The organism is Paracoccus tibetensis, from assembly GCF_900102505.1.
In the GTDB taxonomy this organism is placed as follows: Bacteria; Pseudomonadota; Alphaproteobacteria; order Rhodobacterales; family Rhodobacteraceae; genus Paracoccus; species Paracoccus tibetensis.
Genome location: NZ_FMVT01000009.1, coordinates 1 through 15,598 on the forward strand (window position 1 = coordinate 1; position 15,598 = coordinate 15,598).

19 protein-coding genes are annotated in these 15,598 nt (G+C 68.6%); 11 read left to right on the top strand and 8 right to left on the bottom strand.

The window, feature by feature from the left end; genetic code table 11:
• Window positions 1-291: 291 nt before the first annotated feature.
• The 4 genes from fliP to fliF are packed head-to-tail and all read right to left on the bottom strand — an operon-like array spanning window position 292 to window position 3,420.
• Window positions 292-969, bottom strand: a complete 678-nt coding sequence (fliP, locus tag BLP73_RS13015) for a flagellar type III secretion system pore protein FliP (protein ID WP_245686680.1) — start codon at window positions 967-969, stop codon at window positions 292-294.
• Between the two features lie 35 nt (window positions 970-1,004).
• A complete protein-coding gene (locus tag BLP73_RS13020) occupies window positions 1,005-1,262 on the bottom strand; it encodes a FliM/FliN family flagellar motor switch protein (protein WP_090745318.1) in 258 nt (85 codons plus the stop codon).
• Window positions 1,250-1,828: a hypothetical protein gene (locus BLP73_RS13025; protein WP_090745321.1), complete on the bottom strand. Its 579-nt coding sequence runs from the start codon at window positions 1,826-1,828 to the stop codon at window positions 1,250-1,252. The genes BLP73_RS13020 and BLP73_RS13025 overlap by 13 nt, the downstream gene beginning before the upstream one ends.
• Entirely contained in the window at window positions 1,825-3,420 is a 1,596-nt protein-coding gene (gene fliF, locus BLP73_RS13030) for a flagellar basal-body MS-ring/collar protein FliF (RefSeq protein WP_090745323.1), read from the bottom strand. Before fliF ends, BLP73_RS13025 begins: the two co-directional genes overlap by 4 nt.
• Before the next feature lie 113 nt (window positions 3,421-3,533).
• Between fliF and BLP73_RS13035 the strand changes: the two genes are divergently transcribed.
• The 9 genes from BLP73_RS13035 to BLP73_RS13075 are packed head-to-tail and all read left to right on the top strand — an operon-like array spanning window position 3,534 to window position 10,356.
• A complete protein-coding gene (locus BLP73_RS13035) occupies window positions 3,534-4,013 on the top strand; it encodes a flagellar basal body-associated FliL family protein (RefSeq protein WP_090745326.1) in 480 nt (159 codons plus the stop codon).
• Window positions 4,010-4,384 (top strand): hypothetical protein, encoded by a 375-nt coding sequence (locus BLP73_RS13040; protein WP_090745328.1) that lies wholly within the window; start codon window positions 4,010-4,012, stop codon window positions 4,382-4,384. The genes BLP73_RS13035 and BLP73_RS13040 overlap by 4 nt, the downstream gene beginning before the upstream one ends.
• A gap of 55 nt (window positions 4,385-4,439) precedes the next feature.
• Window positions 4,440-4,919 (top strand): MotE family protein, encoded by a 480-nt coding sequence (locus tag BLP73_RS13045; RefSeq protein WP_245686668.1) that lies wholly within the window; start codon window positions 4,440-4,442, stop codon window positions 4,917-4,919.
• 10 nt (window positions 4,920-4,929) lie between these two features.
• Window positions 4,930-5,796 (top strand): flagellar motor stator protein MotA, encoded by an 867-nt coding sequence (gene motA / locus BLP73_RS13050; RefSeq protein WP_090745334.1) that lies wholly within the window; start codon window positions 4,930-4,932, stop codon window positions 5,794-5,796.
• Window positions 5,796-6,074 carry a hypothetical protein gene (locus BLP73_RS13055; RefSeq protein ID WP_139165960.1) on the top strand — a complete coding sequence of 93 codons (279 nt, stop codon included), beginning with the start codon at window positions 5,796-5,798 and terminating at the stop codon, window positions 6,072-6,074. The genes motA and BLP73_RS13055 overlap by 1 nt, the downstream gene beginning before the upstream one ends.
• Complete coding sequence (locus BLP73_RS13060; protein ID WP_090745340.1) at window positions 6,071-8,170, top strand: flagellar biosynthesis protein FlhA; 2,100 nt, start codon at window positions 6,071-6,073, stop codon at window positions 8,168-8,170. The genes BLP73_RS13055 and BLP73_RS13060 overlap by 4 nt, the downstream gene beginning before the upstream one ends.
• Complete coding sequence (locus tag BLP73_RS13065; RefSeq protein ID WP_217630692.1) at window positions 8,170-8,919, top strand: flagellar biosynthetic protein FliR; 750 nt, start codon at window positions 8,170-8,172, stop codon at window positions 8,917-8,919. Before BLP73_RS13060 ends, BLP73_RS13065 begins: the two co-directional genes overlap by 1 nt.
• On the top strand, window positions 8,919-9,980 hold the full coding sequence (gene flhB / locus BLP73_RS13070; protein WP_090745346.1) for a flagellar type III secretion system protein FlhB: 1,062 nt from the start codon (window positions 8,919-8,921) through the stop codon (window positions 9,978-9,980). Before BLP73_RS13065 ends, flhB begins: the two co-directional genes overlap by 1 nt.
• A 10-nt stretch (window positions 9,981-9,990) precedes the next feature.
• Window positions 9,991-10,356, top strand: a complete 366-nt coding sequence (locus tag BLP73_RS13075) for a hypothetical protein (protein ID WP_090745349.1) — start codon at window positions 9,991-9,993, stop codon at window positions 10,354-10,356.
• A gap of 196 nt (window positions 10,357-10,552) precedes the next feature.
• Here the strand turns inward: BLP73_RS13075 and BLP73_RS13080 are convergent, their stop codons facing one another.
• Genes BLP73_RS13080 through leuC form a run of 4 tightly spaced genes read right to left on the bottom strand, consistent with a single transcriptional unit; the run spans window position 10,553 to window position 14,338 of the window.
• Complete coding sequence (locus tag BLP73_RS13080; RefSeq protein ID WP_090745352.1) at window positions 10,553-11,596, bottom strand: endonuclease/exonuclease/phosphatase family protein; 1,044 nt, start codon at window positions 11,594-11,596, stop codon at window positions 10,553-10,555.
• Complete coding sequence (gene leuD / locus BLP73_RS13085; protein ID WP_090745355.1) at window positions 11,587-12,192, bottom strand: 3-isopropylmalate dehydratase small subunit; 606 nt, start codon at window positions 12,190-12,192, stop codon at window positions 11,587-11,589. The genes BLP73_RS13080 and leuD overlap by 10 nt, the downstream gene beginning before the upstream one ends.
• A gap of 24 nt (window positions 12,193-12,216) precedes the next feature.
• A complete protein-coding gene (locus BLP73_RS13090) occupies window positions 12,217-12,903 on the bottom strand; it encodes a DUF429 domain-containing protein (RefSeq protein ID WP_090745358.1) in 687 nt (228 codons plus the stop codon).
• Window positions 12,904-12,907: 4 nt separating this feature from the next.
• Complete coding sequence (gene leuC / locus BLP73_RS13095; RefSeq protein ID WP_090745361.1) at window positions 12,908-14,338, bottom strand: 3-isopropylmalate dehydratase large subunit; 1,431 nt, start codon at window positions 14,336-14,338, stop codon at window positions 12,908-12,910.
• Window positions 14,339-14,679: 341 nt separating this feature from the next.
• On the opposite strand from leuC, the gene rsfS reads away from it, so the two are divergent.
• Together rsfS and rlmH are read left to right on the top strand one after the other, a co-directional pair.
• A complete protein-coding gene (rsfS, locus tag BLP73_RS13105) occupies window positions 14,680-15,081 on the top strand; it encodes a ribosome silencing factor (protein WP_090745368.1) in 402 nt (133 codons plus the stop codon).
• Between the two features lie 4 nt (window positions 15,082-15,085).
• Complete coding sequence (gene rlmH / locus BLP73_RS13110) at window positions 15,086-15,553, top strand: 23S rRNA (pseudouridine(1915)-N(3))-methyltransferase RlmH (protein ID WP_090745372.1); 468 nt, start codon at window positions 15,086-15,088, stop codon at window positions 15,551-15,553.
• Window positions 15,554-15,598: the final 45 nt, after the last annotated feature.

Here is a 15,598-nt window from a genome sequence, read left to right on the forward strand (position 1 = left end):
CAACCCAGCACCGCCCCGATATGATCCTCCGCCGCCCGCAGCGACACCAGGTAGTTGTTCAACGCAAACGAGGCACCCCGCGCCTCGGGACCGCCTAGCGCACGCAGCCAGTCGGGCATTTGTGAAGGTGATTAGCGGGATTGCGACGCCGCGGACGGAGCGCGCCATCATCAAGACTGCGCGTGAAGCGCCGCCCGTTGCAGCTCTCAGTCAGCACCGTGTCGGAGGTACGGCACGCCGACGCGACAGATAAAGGGTCTTAGTTCGATCGGCTCCTAGGGTTCGCATGGTTCACTGATAACTTCGCACCAGCGCGCCCGCGATCATCCCCCAGCCATCGACTGCCACGAAGAAGGCGAGCTTGAAGGGCAGCGAGACGACGACCGGAGGAACCATCATCATCCCCATCGACATCAGCACCGCCGACACCACGAGATCGATGATGAGGAAGGGAAGCGCCACCAGGAACCCGATCTCGAAGGCGCGCTGGATTTCGGACAGCATGAAGGCGGGGACCAGGACCGAAAGCCGATCCGCGGCCGCCGCAGGTCCACCCGGCGCGATCTCGGCCAGCGCCTGCAGGGTGCTGGTGTCGGCGCGGGCCAGCATGAACCGCTGGAACGGGGCGACCCCTGCCTCCAGAGCCTCGGCGATCCCGATGCGCCCTTCCTGCAGCGGTACCGCCGCGACCTGCCACGCCTCGCGCAGCACCGGGTCCATGATGAACCAGGTCAGGAAGACCGAGAGGCTGACGATCAGCATGTTGGGCGGCGACTGCTGCAAGCCGATCGCCTGTCGCAGGATCGACAGGACTGTGACGATGAAGGGGAAGGCCGTGATCGTCACCGCGATGCCCGGAGCGAGCGAGAGGAGGGTCAGCCCGACCATCAGCAGGATGGCGTTCTGGCCCAGCCCCTCGGCCAGGGCCTCAGTTCCGGGGAGGCCTTGCGCGAATGCTCCGCCCGCCATCAGCAGCCACATACCCGCGGCTGCAAGCAGAGGCTTCACGACAGGCCCACCGCACCCAGGACGCGGACGCAGAGCCGATCCTCGCCACTGGCGTCATGTGTCAGCTCGCCGCGGGCGATGACCTTCTCTCCGACACAGATCTCGACTCCGTCCGCAATCGGCTGGTCCAGGACCAGCACATCCTCGGGCTTCATCATGCTGAGCTGGGCCACCGTCTGCCGGGTGCGGCCGAGGCGGATGGTGACCTCGACCTCGATGCTGTCGGTGTTGATAAGGCTGCTCAATGCGTCCATTCTTGGTTCTCCTCGTTGATCTCGGCGATGAGCGCGGCGATCTCGCGCCCCGCGCGGTCCGGGCAGATGTCGATGCGCCCGCCTTCGAGGCGGATCGACAGCTCGGCATCCTCGCGGCAATCGATCTCGATCGGCGTGTCCGTCACTTGTTCCAGGCAGCGCTGCACCATGCCCAGCAGAGGCGGCGCGCAGGTTATGCGTGCCTTGAGCGGGCTTGAGCGACCGGCGATGCGCACCAGTTCGGCAAGCAGCGTCTCCTCGAGGCGGCGGGACTGGCTGGCGGGCGCCATCAGATCCAGGATGTGCGTGAGGATCGGGCTCAGCGCGGCCACGGCCTCGCCGCGTAGGGCATCGCGACGGGCCTCGTCCTCGCGCAGCAGCTCCGACAGTTGCGCGACGCAAGTCTCGAGGCGCGACATCTGCGCCTCGTCAGCCTCGGCCTTGCCTGCGGCGAAGCCATCGGCAAAGGCCTGGTCCAGATCGTCACGGTCGAAGGCCTGTTCGGGCGTCGGCTGCGCGACCGGCGGTCGGTCGAAGGATTCGAGTTTCAGGATGGCGGCGGTCAATTTGCGTTCTCCTTGTTGGCGATCCATCCCGAGAGGATCTTGACGCTTTCCTCATGGCGCTCTCGCATCATGCTGCGCAGGCGCGAGACCGGATCGGCCGAGGGCAGCGCCAGCGGGTCGCCCCCCATCGGCTCGGGCTGGAAGAAGAAGGGCTCCGGCCCAAGACTGGGCTCGCCCATGTCGATCATTCCGTCCAGCGCGGGCAGCGGCGGCAGGCTGGTGTCGAGTTGCGGCATTTGCGGGGCTGCCGCGTCGGCCGCGGCAGGTTCGGACCTTCCGCGCATCATCGGCCGCAGAACCAGAAGCACGAAGGCCAGCGCGAAGAGGCCGACCAGAAGCACCCGCAGAAGGCTGCCGATGTCGAGCCGGTCCAGCAGGCCGGGTGCGGCCGAGGTCCCCTCGGCGCCAAGAGCGGCGAAGGGCAGGGACTTCACGGTGAGCTGATCGCCGCGCGCCTCGTCGAAACCCACGGCCGAGGCGACGAGCTCGCGCAGCGTCGCCAGTTCCGCCTCGGTTCGGGGGACCAGCGTCACCGCGCCCTGCGCGTCGGTCTGCGGCACGCCGTTCACAAGGACCGCAACGGTCAACCTGCGCGTCGCGCCGGGCTGCCGCGTCACCTCGCGGGTCACGCGGCTCACCTCGTAGTTGGCCTGCTGGCGGTTTTCCGAGCGGTTGCTCTGCGAGCTGTCGCCGGGCTGCTCCTGCGCGTCGGGCAGGTTGGAGGCCGCCGTGACCGGGCCTGCCCCGGTCGAGTTGCTCTGATCCGAGGTTTCCTCGATCACCTGCGAGATCATCGCCCGTTGCTCGGGATCGAAGCGTTGCTCGGTTACCAGTTCGGCGTCCGTGACGATGTCGAGGTTCAGCTCGACAATGGCGTTGCCGAGACCCACATGCGGCTCGAGGATTCGCTCGACGTTGCGCTTCATCTCGGCTGCCCGATCCGAGCCGGTCTGCGCCTCGGTCGCAGCCACGATGCCGCGCTGCGTGTCGATGACGGTGACCCGATCAGGGGTAAGGCCCGGCACGCCTGACGAAACCAGGTACTTCAGGGCCGCCGCCTGCTCGCGCGTGACCGCGGCTCCGCCCGTCGTCAGCGTCACTGAGGCGCTGCCGCCCTGGTCGCGCCGGTAGCCGCGCCCCGTCTCGATCGCCAGGTGGACGCGCGCGGTCTTCACGTTCGGGTGCGACAGGATCGTCCGCGCAAGCTCGCCCTCCTTCGCGCGCCAGTAGGCGGCATCGAACATCTGCGAGGTCGTGCCGAAGCCCGACAGCCCGTCCAGAAGCTCGTAGCCGGTGCTGCTGGGCGCGGGCAGGCCCTGCGCGGCCAGATCCATCCTCAGGCGATCACGATGCGCCTGATCGACATAGATCGCATCTCCCCGAACCTCGTAGACGACGCCCGCCCGTTCGATCCCGGCGATGACGTCCCCCGCCTGCGCCGCATCAAGCCCGCCATAGATCAGCGCCATGCCCGGCCGGTTCGCCAGCCAGGCAAGGCCCGAGATGACAAGGAAGGTGGCCAGGAACGCGGCCCCCAGAAGCGCTTTCTGCTGCGAGCTTCGCTCGTTCCAGTAGTCCTGCAATTTTTGCAAAACCCGTCCTTTCGAATCAGCTCAATCATCCGTCACCCCATCTGCCATGGCGCGACTTAAGAATTGGTTAGGAGGGGGGTGCTATTCCGTTCCCATCAGGACGGAGAATCACCATGACCGAGGCCGCCGTTGCGCCCGATGAAAACCCGCCCCGACGCCGTGGCCTGCTGGTGCCGCTGGTGTTGTCCCTCGTGCTTGGCGGGGCCGGCTTCGGGTCGGTCTATTTCCGCGTCTGGTCGCCCAAGGACTTCCTCGGCAGCAGCAAAGAGGCGCCGCCGCCCGAGCATCCGCTGCCCGCCGTCGTCTTTGTGAACGTCCCGGTCATCGAGGTGCTGGTGCCGGGCGGGCGCAGCCGCAGCCTGATCCTCGCGGCCAGCATCGAGACGGACCAGGCAGGCCAAGCGACCATCAGCCACCTGATGCCGCGCGTGTCCGACAGCTTCACGACCTTTCTCGCGGGGATCGATCCCGCAGCCTACGACAAGCGCGGTGTGCTCGAGGTGATCCGCGCCGAACTGGTGACGCGGGCGCGGATGGTGCTGGGCGAGGCGCCCGTCAAGGACATCCTGATCACGGAGTTCCGTTTCAAATGACCTACGAGCATCTTCTCCAGGTGGCGTTGCTGATGGCTTCCGTCGGATTGGCCATCTTCTGCATCATGCTCGCGCGCCGGCTGCGGCGGCTGAACGACCTGGAATCAGGTCTGGGCGGCGCGATCGCCGTCATGGCGGCCGAGGTGGACCGGCTGGAACAGGCCATCCGCAGCGCCCGGGCAGAGGCGACCGAAGCCAGCTGCGCCCTCTCGGAGGAGATCAAGGCCGCGCGGCACGAACGCGCGCTCTGGGACCTGCGCCAGAAGATCGCCGACGCCGCGCTGAGCCCCGCTCCGGCGCCGGCCAGCCCCGTCGCACCGGCCCCTGCCGCCCGCAGGCTGCGCAAGCGCCAGGAGATGGCGGATGCGTAGGCGGCTGCCACGGTACCTCGCAGCGGCCTTCCTGCTTCCTGCCAGCGCGCTCGCGATGCTCGACATTGACACATCGCGTCTCTTCGCTGCCGTCGCGGCCGAGGAGGACCTGCTGAAAGGCTGCACCGACGTTCCCGAGGCCGTCGTCCTGGCCGAGGAACTGCGGGACCGGGCGCTGAGAATCGAGCGGTACATGGCCGCCCTCGAGGTCCGGAAGACCGAGATTGCCGAGGCCGAGGCCACGCTGCGCCAGCGCCTGGCCGAGCTGAAGGCGCAGAAGGACGGCAGCCGCAACCAACGTGAAGCGGACACCAGCGCGGTGCGGACCGATATCGACCGCCTGATCGCCGTCTATGACCAGATGAAGCCGGCCGAGGCCGCGGCGATCCTCAGCAACCTGCCCGCAGATTTCGCAGCCGAGATCCTGATGCGGGTGCAGCCGCAGACAGGCGCGAAGATCATCGCGGCCGTCGAGCCCCGCCAGGCCGCCCTGCTGACCGCACAGATGGGCGCGCGCAGCGTCCGCACACGATAGGAAGAGGCTCATGTTCGGGATAATCGGTATCGTCTTCACGATTGCCATGGTCTTCGGGGGATACCTGCTGGCCGGCGGCAAGATGGGCGTGATCCTGCACGCCTTGCCCTTCGAGATGATGATGATCATGGGCGCCGCCATCGGCGCCTACCTGCTCGGCAACGACACCCACGTCCTCAAGGCGACGGTCGGCGGCATCATTCGCGCCTTCAAGGGTCCGCGCTGGACAGCGCAGGACCACCAGGACGTTCTGTGCCTGCTGTTCCAGCTTCTCAAGATCGCCCGGGAGAACCCGGTCGGCCTCGAGCAGCACATCGAGAACCCGTCGGAATCGACGATCTTCAGCCTCTATCCGAAGATCCAGAAGGACCACGACGTTGTGTCGCTGATCGCGGACACGCTGCGATCGGCCAGCCTCAACTACGATGATCCCTACCAGGTCGAGGACATGCTGTCGCGCCGCATCGCGGTCTTGCGCGAGGAGGAGATGCACGTCCCCCATGCCCTCCAGACGATGGCGGACGCGCTGCCGGCACTCGGGATCGTCGCGGCGGTTCTGGGCGTCATCAAGACGATGAGTTCGATCGACCAGCCGCCTTCAGTCCTGGGCAAGATGATCGGCGGCGCCTTGGTCGGCACCTTCCTCGGCGTCTTTCTCTCCTACGGCTTCGTCGCGCCGCTCGCCAATCGCCTCGGCAGCGTCGTCAAGCAGGACATGGGCTTTTACGACGTCGTGAAATCGGTTCTCGTCGCCGGACTGCACCAGCACGCCACGAACCTCTGCGTCGAGGTGGGGCGGCAGGCCGTGCCGGAACATGTCCGTCCCACCTTCGACACGCTGGAGACGGCGCTCAGGGACCTCAAGAAAGCGGCATGATGACCCTGGCCAGCCTGGTGCTCCTGACGGTCCTTGCGACCGATGCGACGACCGCGCCGACGCCCGGCGCGGCCGAGCGGCTGATGGAGGACGCGACGCGGATTCTGCTCGAGGGGCGCAGCCTGCCCCGCGACACGCGCCTCGAGTTGCTGGCGCTGGAGCCGGCTGACCGCATTCGCGTCATTGCGTACCTGAGGCGCATCGGGCTGATGACAGGCGCCCCATGGCCTGCCGCCGACCTGCTGCTCGCGCCGAATGCCGAGGAGGTTTCGGAATGACGCCCGTCCAGCCGCTGTCCCGAAAGCCGGGCAAGCTGCTCGACGCACCGCTGCTGGTGACGGGCGGGCTGGTCCTGGTCGTCATCTCGCTGGTGGTGCCCTTGCCGGCCGGCGTCCTGGATGTCGGCATCGCCCTTTCGATTGCGACGGCGACACTGGTCCTGGTGATGGCGTCGCTGGTGGACAAGCCGACCGACTTCCAGGCGTTCCCTGTCCTGCTGCTGGTCAGCCTGGTCATCCGCCTCTCGCTCAACGTGTCCTCGACCCGTCTCATCCTGACCGAGGGGCAGAACGGGAAGCAGGCAGCGGGTCAGGTCATCAACGGATTTGCCGACTTCGTCGCCGGGGGCTCGATCCTTGTCGGCATCACCGTCTTCGCGGTAATTTCGGTCGTAAACTTCATGGTGATCACGAAGGGCTCCGGCCGGATGGCCGAGGTTGCGGCCCGCTTCGCCCTGGACTCGCTGCCGGGCAAGCAGCTTGCCATCGATGGCGACCTGAACGCCGGCGCCATCGATCATCAGGAGGCCAAGCGGCGACGGATCCAGGAGCAGCGCGAGATCAGCTTCTTCGGCTCGCTCGACGGCGCGTCGAAATTCGTCAAGGGCGACGCGGTGGCCGGGATCGTGATCACGCTGATCAACCTGATCATCGGCCTGACCGTCGGCGTGACCGTGCACGGCATGGCCATCGGCGAGGCCGCCGCGACCTATTCCCACCTGACGATCGGCGACGGGCTCGTCAGCCAGATCCCGGCCCTGATCACCTCGATGGCCGCCGCGCTTCTCCTCTCGCGCGGAGGGGCGACGGATACCACGGCGCAGCTCCTCTCGACCGAATTCACTCGCACTTGGCAGCCGGCCGCCATGGTGGCCGCCGCGATGGTGGTGATCGGGCTGGTCCCTGGCATGCCGCGCCTTGTGTTCTTCTCGCTCGCCCTCCTGATGGGCGGGCTGGCCTTCAGGCTCGCGCGGCGCCGTGCCACTGTGGAGGATCTGGCCGCAGACTTGCCCGTGTCGGACGAAGATGCCCGGCCCGCCGCGCGCATCGGCGATGTCCTCGACACCGACGAGATCAGCGTCGAGATCGGCGCGGACCTCGTCCTGATGGCCCTTGATCAGGGGCGCGGCCTTGGAAGCCGCATCACCAACCTGCGCATCCATATCGCGCGAAGCTACGGCCTGATCCTGCCCGACGTCCGCATCACGGACACGGACGACCTGATGCCCTCGGACTACCAGATCCGCGTCCAGGGCGTCGTCCGGGGCCGCGGCCGGCTGATTGCGGGGCAGGTGCTTGCCTTGGGTCCGGACCAGCTTCTTGCCCAGATCGGCGGGACCGCCGTGCGCGAACCCGTCTATTCCAGCCCTGCCCGCTGGATCACGCCGGATGAGCAGGACGAGGCGGCCACATTGGGCGCAACCGTCGTCACCCCGATGGAGGTCCTATCGACGCATCTGATGGAGGTGGTCAAGGCCAACCTTTCCTCGCTGATGACCTTGGCTGCCATGCAGCGCCAGCTGGACGAGCTGAAGAATCTTTCGGACACGACGCGGGCCGAGCGTTACCGCAAGTACCTCGACAGCATGATCCCCGAGAAGGTGACGCCCGAATTGCTGCTTGCGGTCCTCCGGGCGCTGCTGGACGAGAAGGTGTCGATCCGCGCCCTGCCGCTGATCATCGACGCGGTCTGCGAGTTCCGCAGCGTCGAGTCCGCCGAGACGGTGTACGAGCTCGTCCGCAAGCGGCTGCGGGGCCAGATCACGCAGCAGTTCTCGGACGATCAGGGCGCGATCTCTGCGCTGCAGCTGCATCCCGGATGGGAGGCCGAGTTCGTCCGCGCCGATGCCGAGACCGGACGCGCCGGTGGCGGCGCGATGACGCCGGCCCTGTCGGGGCGGCTTCTCGAGGCCACGCGGAAGGCGATGGCGCAGACGGATCCCTTGGCGCGCAGCGTGATCGTGGTGCCAGACCACCGGCGGCGGATGGTCCGCGCCCTCATGGGCGCGAACGGTATCTCAGCGCCCGTGCTTGGGCTCGAGGAGGTAGATCCGGCCGCCGAGCTGCGTCTTCTCGGCACGATCGAGGCGGCATGATGGAGCAGCTGCTGGCAGCCGTTCCACCCCTGCCTTGGCCGATGGTTCTTGTCTACCTGCGGGTGCAGGCCTTCATCCTGGTCTTGCCGGGCCTGGGCGAGCGGGTGCTTCCCGCGCGCCTCAAGGTCGGCTTGGCGGTCGTGTTGACCCCGCTGCTGACCGAACCTGACGCGGCCATGACGATGCCTGACACCGTTCCGGCCCTTGCCGGTCAGGTTGCGGTGCAGCTGGTGCTGGGGCTGATGGCCGGGATGCTGCTTCGGCTCCTGGCGCTGGCGCTGGACGTGGCGACGACGGCCATCGCCGCCACTGCCTCCCTCTCTCAGATCATGGGCGTGCAGAACGAGGCCGCGCCGCATCCCATCGGCAACCTCCTGCATCTCGGCGGGATCGCGCTGCTGATGGTGATGGGCTACCCGGTCATGGTGGTCCAGCTGATCGCGGACAGCCTCCAGCTCTGGCCGCCGGCGGCGCTGCCGGATGCCGAATACTTCGCCGACAACAGCTTGCGGATGGTGCGCGACAGCTTCCTGCTGGCGATGATGCTGGCCGCGCCATTCACCATCGGCGGCTTCCTCTTCCAGGCCCTGTCCGGCGTGGTGAACCGCGTCATGCCCGCGCTTCCCGTGATCTTCATCGGCGCGCCGGCCTCGATCATGCTGGCGCTTGCGGCGCTTGCGGTGCTGGCGCCGCTGCTGGTCGCGATCTGGGCGGATCGCGTCCTGTCCTTCGTGCTGCCGGTGCCGTGATGAGCGAAGAGCAAGACGACAAGCAGTTCGATCCGACCGAGCAGAAGCTGCAGCGCGCCCGCGAGAAGGGCGACATTCCCCGCTCGACCGAGCTGAACGCCGCGGCGATGTATCTTGGCGCCTGCGTGGCCTTCGGCTTCGCGGCGATCTTCGCCATCCGTCAGTGGCTCTCGATGGCGAGCCGGGCGATGGGCGCCGATGGATGGCCGTTGGGGGGCGTCTTCGCGCTAGGCCGGTCCGTCGCCGCATATGCCGGCGCGGCGATCACGCTGTTGGCCGTCGTGCCGGCCGTGCTGATCCTGGTCGGGCTTGTCGCGCAGCGCGCGTTGATCTTCTCGCCCGAGAAGCTGGCATTCGACATCAAGCGGATCAACCCGATCAAGAACGCGCGGCAGAAGTTCGGCGGCGACGGGATGGTGCAGTTCGTCATCAGCCTGGGGAAGGTAGGCCTCGTCTGCGCGGGCGGATGGTTCCTGTTCTCGATGCTGCTGGACCGGATCGTCTCCTCCGCCCTTTCGGGCGAGGCATGGATCACGGCCCTTGGCACGGTGCTGCGGCAGGTGCTGTTTCTGGCGCTGGCGGTCTCGGTGGTGTTCACGGCGCCGGACATGCTGTGGAAATGGTTCGACCACCGCCGCAAGAACCGCATGAGCCGGAAGGAAATGCAGGACGAGTTCAAGGACTCGGAGGGTGATCCGCATCTGAAGGCGGCGCGGCGGCAGCGGGCGGTCGACCTGGCGATGAAGCAGATGCTGACCGATGTCGCCTCGGCGGATGTGGTTGTCGTCAACCCGACGCATTACGCGGTGGCGCTGCAATGGAAGCGGGGCTCCGGCAAGGCGCCGGTCTGCGTGGCCAAGGGAACCGACGAGGTGGCCGCCCGCATTCGCGCCAAGGCGCGCGAGAATGGCGTGCCGATCTGGTCCGACCCGCCCTGCGCGCGCGCAATCCACGCCGAGGTGAAGATCGGCCAGGAAATCCGGCGCGAGCATTTCGCCGCGGTCGCGACGGCCATCCGCTTCGCCGAGAAGATGCGTCAGAAGGCGAAGGCTGGATGGTAGGGGCATTGGCATGAAACCCGATGCGCTTGCCGCGCTCGAGCGCCCGGCGCGACTTCGCGCCGAGCTGGAGCTGAAGAAGCTTGCCGCCTTCAAGGCCCATGTGGATGCGGCACAGGGCCGGGTGGATGCCTCGCGCGCCGCCATGGCGCAGAGCTATGCCGCCGAGGCGCCACTGAGCGTTGCCGAGGCGCGGATGGCCAATGCGCAGGCCGCACGCGCAGCCCGCGAGCTGACGCGTGCCGATCGCGAGCTGCGCCAGATCGAGCCGCGGTTCCGGCAGATGCAGAAGCAGGCCGCGCGGGAGTTCGGCCGGGCCGAGGCGCTTGCGGACCTGCACCAGCGGGCCGTTCGCGCGGCGCGAAAGGCAGCGGAGTGAGCAGGCTGGCGCGCTCGGCGACAAGATCGCCAAGCTGAGTGCCCGAAGCGGGTGCGAAGCCGGACTGGAGGATCAGGTCACCACAAAGATGGACGCAAACCCTGCGTACCATGGCTGCGGCAGTCTCTGCGAGGCCGGGCGCTATCGGGCAGCCGTAGAAGGGGCACTCGCATGGCGGCAAGGGTTGCAGCGACCGTCAGTTGCGCGCCGCCTCTGCAGGCGCGGGAAGCTCGAGGTCGATCCAGACCAGTTTCCGGTGCGAGGCCTTTGCCGCAAGCTCTGCCAGCGGGTCCGGCGGGTCCGGCCAGAGGACGCCGCTTCCGCTGACCGTGACGTCCAGCGACGGCAGGATGTAGTCCAGCCTGAGGTTGCCGGTCGGGGCGGGATACTCGGCCGTGTCCAGTTGCGGATCGCCGGACTGGCCGGCATCGGCGCCGTCCGGCTGCGGGCTGCGGGTGCTGCGGGGCAGCGGGTCCTGCACATGGGCCAGCAGCCTGTCGAAGGCGGCCGGGTCGCCGGCACCGTCGGCCGGGTCGAGGTTGAGGTTGCCGATCACCGCGAACGGCTCCGAGGGCAGGTGGCCCAGCCAGAAGGCGGTTTCGTCGTGGTTGCGCGCGATGTTGCGCGGTTCGAAGGCCGGGGGCGTGGCCGCGAAGGCCAGGAGGTGCAGCGGGGCGCCCGGCGTGCGCAGCGTCACGTCCCAATGCCCGGTGCTTGAGAGGCGTTGCAGCGGCGCGGCCTCGGGCGGCAGGGCCGGCATGCGGTGGCCCGGCAGGTCGCGCCACAGAAAGCCGCTGTGGTCGGTCACCGCCTCCAGCGGCAGGCGCGACAGCAGCGCCATCCCGCCATGCCCGGTGAAGCGCCCGTAGCCCTGCGCATCGCGCGGCTGCCCCCGCCGGCCGTCGCCGTCGAGGTCGAGGCCGGTCGGCATCCCGCTGTTCGGCCGCGGCGCCAGCAGGTGCGGCATGGGGTGGCCCGCCTCGGCCAGAAGCGCGGCGAAGGCCGAGAGCGCGCGGCCGTCGAGATCCCAATCGAAGGCCGTCAGCAGGATCGCATCGGGCGCGGTGACCGCGATGATCTGGGCGGCGGCCATGACCTGCGGATCGCGCGCCTCGATGTCGCGCAGCAAGAGCCCCGGCCCCTCGCGCGAGAGGCCGGGGTTCCACGTGGCAAGGCGTAGCGGATCGGCCGCGGCGGGCGCGGCCAGAAGAAGGGCCAGCGCGAGCGGCTTCAGATCCAAGGACGCGCCTGCGCCATCTGCGTCTCGAAGCTGTCGATGGCCGGCGCCCGCTCCATCGTCAGGCCGATGTCGTCGAGCCCGTTCAGCAGGCAATGCTTGCGGAAGGGGTCGATCTCGAACCGGTAGGCCGTGTCGTCCGCACCGGTGACCGTCTGCGTCTCGAGATCGACGGTCAGGCGGGCATTCGCCCCGTTCTCGGCATCGCGCATCAGCGCGTCCACGGCCTCTTGCGGCAGGACGACGGGCAGGATGCCGTTCTTGAAGCAGTTGTTGAAGAAGATGTCCGCGAAGCTGGTCGAGATGACGCAGCGGATGCCGAAATCCAGAAGCGCCCAGGGCGCGTGCTCGCGCGAGGAGCCGCAGCCGAAATTGTCGCCCGCGACCAGGATCTGCGCGTCGCGATAGGCCGGCTTGTTCAGCACGAAGTCGGGGATCTCGTTCCCGTCCCGGTCATAGCGCATCTCGTCGAAGAGGCTCACGCCGAGGCCCGAGCGCTTGATCGTCTTCAGGAACTGCTTGGGGATGATCATGTCGGTGTCGATGTTGACCAGCGGCATGGGCGCCGCGATGCCGGTCAGGGTGGTGAACTTGTCCATGGGTGCTCCTTGGTGCGGCGAGGCTCAGGCGACCATCTGCATGGGCAGGCCGAAGGCGTCGCATGTGGATGTGGGTGGATAGAGCGCGGCCCGCCCGCCGGCCAGGCGGCTTGCGGACCAGGCCATGATGGCGGCATCGGCCAGGTCGTCGGCCGCGGCGCCGGGTGGCATCCCCGCAAGGTCCAGCCGCTCGAGCCGAAGGCCGAGCCGTGCCAGAACCTGCAGCCGCAGGAACAGCCCGGCCGCCGATGATTTCGGCGCGAGGATCGGCGTGCCGCCATTGGCGAGGGTGAAGGACAGCTCGGGATGCCCCTCGCGCAGCGGGATGGCGCAGCGGCGGGCGACGACATCGGCCTCGCGGATCTTCGGCACGATGCCCCAGGCCTGCTTGGCAAAGCCCTTGCCCGAGAGGCGCCGGTTCACCGCCAGCGCGGCCGCATAGTCATCCGCCGCAAGCGCGTCCCGGACCGGGGTGTTGAAGACCGACGCGGCCTTGCCGCGCATCGCCGCGCGGGCGGCGATGTCGCAGGCGCGGGCGGGCTCGCTGGCGCTCAGTCCCAAAGGGATGTCGATGACCGCGACCTCGGCCCCGCTGGCAGCGATCAGGGTGCCGAGGTCGCTGCCGCCGATCACGGCCGGCGCTGCGAAGGCCGGGTCGGTGACGATGCCAATCCAGCCTCCCTTGCAGCCGTCGAGGCCGAGGACCTTCATGGTTTCAGGCCGGCTGTGCCGCAAATTCGCGGATATCGACCAGGTGGCCGGCGACGCCCGCCGCCGCCGCCATCGCGGGGCTCATCAGGTGGGTGCGGCCCTTGTAGCCCTGCCGCCCCTCGAAGTTGCGATTCGAGGTCGCGGCGCAGCGTTCGCCCGGCGCCAGCTGGTCGGGGTTCATGCCGAGGCACATCGAGCAGCCGGCCAGGCGCCACTCGAAGCCCGCTTCCTTGAAGATCACGTCCAGACCTTCCTCCTCGGCCATCGCGCGAACCAGGCCCGAGCCGGGCACGACCATGCCGCGCACGCCGCTGGCCAGCTTGCGGCCGCGCAGCACGTCGGCGGCGGCGCGCAGGTCCTCGATCCGGCCGTTGGTGCACGAGCCGATGAAGACCGCGTCAATGGTCACGTCCGTCAGCGGCGTGCCGGCGGTCAGCCCCATGTAGTCGAGCGAGCGGCGCGCTGCGTCAACCTTGCCGCCGGTGAAATCCTCGGGGGCGGGGATGCGGGCGGTGATCGGCAGCGCGTCCTCGGGCGAGGTGCCCCAGGTCACGGTCGGCGCGATGTCCTCGCCGCGCAGGGTCACGACCTTGTCGAACTGCGCGCCCTCGTCCGAGAAGAGGGTCTTCCACCAGGCCACCGCGGCCTCCCACTGCGCGCCCTTCGGCGCGTGGGGGCGGCCCTTGACGTAGGTGAAGGTCACCTCGTCCGGCGCGATGAGGCCCGCGCGGGCGCCGCCCTCGATCGCCATGTTGCAGATGGTCATCCGCCCTTCCATCGAGAGGTTGCGGATCACCTCGCCGCAATACTCGATGACATGGCCGGTCCCGCCCGCGGTGCCGGTCTTGGCGATGATCGCCAGCACCACGTCCTTGGCGGTGACGCCGGGGGCGAGGCGGCCGGTGATCTCAACCTTCATGTTCTTCGACTTCTTCTGGATCAGCGTCTGCGTGGCCAGCACATGCTCGACCTCGGAGGTGCCGATGCCGTGGGCCAGCGCGCCGAAGGCGCCGTGCGTCGCGGTGTGGCTGTCGCCGCAGACCACGGTCATGCCGGGCAGGGTCCAGCCCTGCTCGGGCCCGACGATGTGCACGATTCCCTGCCGGATGTCGTTGACCGGGTAGTAATGCACCCCGAACTCGCGCGCGTTGCGGTCCAGCGCGTCGACCTGGATGCGGCTTTCCTCGTTGTCGATTCCGGTCTCGCGGTCCCAGGTGGTGGGCACGTTGTGGTCGGGCACGGCGATGGTCCGCTCGGGGGCGCGGACCTTGCGGCCGGTCATGCGCAGCCCCTCGAAGGCCTGCGGGCTGGTCACCTCGTGGACGAGGTGGCGGTCGATGTAGAGAAGGCAGGTGCCGTCATCCTGGCGATCGACCACATGGGCGTCCCAGATCTTGTCGTAGAGCGTGCGCGGCGCGCCGGCGTGCTGTGTCATGGCTGATGTCTTTCGGCTGTGAGGCGGGCATGGCGAGGCGGGGCCGGAACGACCCGGACGCTCAGCCCCTTGCCGTCACGCAGAGCGTCTCGCCGTAGAAGCGCTGCGGCAGGCGCGCGCGGTCGTGGATGTCGAAATAGCGCATCATGGCCCGGACGCTACGCCAGCACGGGCCTTCTGGCAAGGGCCGCGGCCGGGCAGGCCGGGGAAATCCGCGCCCGGTGATTGAGATGGAGGGAAAACATGTCTATCTTTGGATCATCCCTGCGCCGGGGAGATCGGCGCGACGACCGGAGGATAATACCCTGTCACAAGACGTCTCGTCGGCCGGTGGGCCGGCCATGACCCCCGAAGGTGCCGCTGCCGCGGCCGATCCCATGCTGACCCTGGTGCTCAACTCGCTCGATGACGACAAGGCCGAGGACGTCGTCAGCATCGACCTGCGCGGCCGCACGGCCATCGCCGATCACATGGTCATCGCCTCGGGCCGCAGCGCCCGCCAGGTCGGCGCCATCGCCGAGAAGCTGGCCGAGCGGGTCAAGCAGGCGACCGGCCGCACGCCGCGGATCGAGGGGAAGGATGCCGGGGACTGGGTCCTGATCGACACCGATGACGTGATCGTGCACGTCTTCCGCCCCGAAGTGCGCGAGTTCTACCAGCTCGAGAAGATGTGGATGCCCGCGGACGCGCTGACCCGCCTGCGCGAGACGGCCCGCCCGGACATCGCGCAGCCGCAGCCCTAGGCGGATGCGGATCGACATCGCCGCCATGGGGCGGATGAAGACGTCGCCCGAGGCGGCGCTTGTCGCCGACTATCTCGACCGCTTCGCCAAGACCGGCCGCGCCCTCGGCCTGCCGCCCGTCCAGCTGACCGAGCTGGACGACCGCAAGGGCGGCGGCATGGCGGCCGAGGCCGAGCTGCTGGGCCGCGCCGCCCCGCCCGGCGCGCTTCTGGTGATGCTGGACGAGCGGGGCGAGCAGCCGACCTCGCCGGATTTCGCCGCGCGCCTGGCCCGCCACCGGGACGAGGCCCGCGACATCTGCTTTCTCATCGGCGGTGCGGACGGGCTGGACCCTGCATTGCGCGCCCGGGCCGACTGGCAGATCAGCTTCGGCCGCATGGTCTGGCCGCACATGCTGGTGCGGGTGATGCTGGCCGAGCAGCTTTATCGCGCGGCGACGATCCTCGCCGGCTCGCCCTATCACCGCGCCTGACGCTTGCCGGCGCTTGCGGCCTTGGTTGCCGCCCGCCCGCCGCAG

Bases quoted from the DNA above. Each gene is read 5' to 3' on its own strand.
- flhB (WP_090745346.1), top strand. From the start codon at position 8,919: ATGAGCGAAGAGCAAGACGACAAGCAGTTCGATCCGACCGAGCAGAAG.
- BLP73_RS13060 (WP_090745340.1), top strand. From the start codon at position 6,071: ATGACGCCCGTCCAGCCGCTGTCCCGAAAGCCGGGCAAGCTGCTCGAC.
- BLP73_RS13035 (WP_090745326.1), top strand. From the start codon at position 3,534: ATGACCGAGGCCGCCGTTGCGCCCGATGAAAACCCGCCCCGACGCCGT.
- BLP73_RS13055 (WP_139165960.1), top strand. From the start codon at position 5,796: ATGACCCTGGCCAGCCTGGTGCTCCTGACGGTCCTTGCGACCGATGCG.
- rlmH (WP_090745372.1), top strand. From the start codon at position 15,086: ATGCGGATCGACATCGCCGCCATGGGGCGGATGAAGACGTCGCCCGAG.
- leuD (WP_090745355.1), bottom strand. From the start codon at position 12,192: ATGGACAAGTTCACCACCCTGACCGGCATCGCGGCGCCCATGCCGCTG.
- BLP73_RS13040 (WP_090745328.1), top strand. From the start codon at position 4,010: ATGACCTACGAGCATCTTCTCCAGGTGGCGTTGCTGATGGCTTCCGTC.
- leuC (WP_090745361.1), bottom strand. From the start codon at position 14,338: ATGACACAGCACGCCGGCGCGCCGCGCACGCTCTACGACAAGATCTGG.
- rsfS (WP_090745368.1), top strand. From the start codon at position 14,680: ATGACCCCCGAAGGTGCCGCTGCCGCGGCCGATCCCATGCTGACCCTG.
- BLP73_RS13090 (WP_090745358.1), bottom strand. From the start codon at position 12,903: ATGAAGGTCCTCGGCCTCGACGGCTGCAAGGGAGGCTGGATTGGCATC.
- BLP73_RS13045 (WP_245686668.1), top strand. From the start codon at position 4,440: ATGCTCGACATTGACACATCGCGTCTCTTCGCTGCCGTCGCGGCCGAG.
- BLP73_RS13020 (WP_090745318.1), bottom strand. From the start codon at position 1,262: ATGGACGCATTGAGCAGCCTTATCAACACCGACAGCATCGAGGTCGAG.
- BLP73_RS13075 (WP_090745349.1), top strand. From the start codon at position 9,991: ATGAAACCCGATGCGCTTGCCGCGCTCGAGCGCCCGGCGCGACTTCGC.
- motA (WP_090745334.1), top strand. From the start codon at position 4,930: ATGTTCGGGATAATCGGTATCGTCTTCACGATTGCCATGGTCTTCGGG.
- fliP (WP_245686680.1), bottom strand. From the start codon at position 969: ATGGCGGGCGGAGCATTCGCGCAAGGCCTCCCCGGAACTGAGGCCCTG.
- BLP73_RS13065 (WP_217630692.1), top strand. From the start codon at position 8,170: ATGGAGCAGCTGCTGGCAGCCGTTCCACCCCTGCCTTGGCCGATGGTT.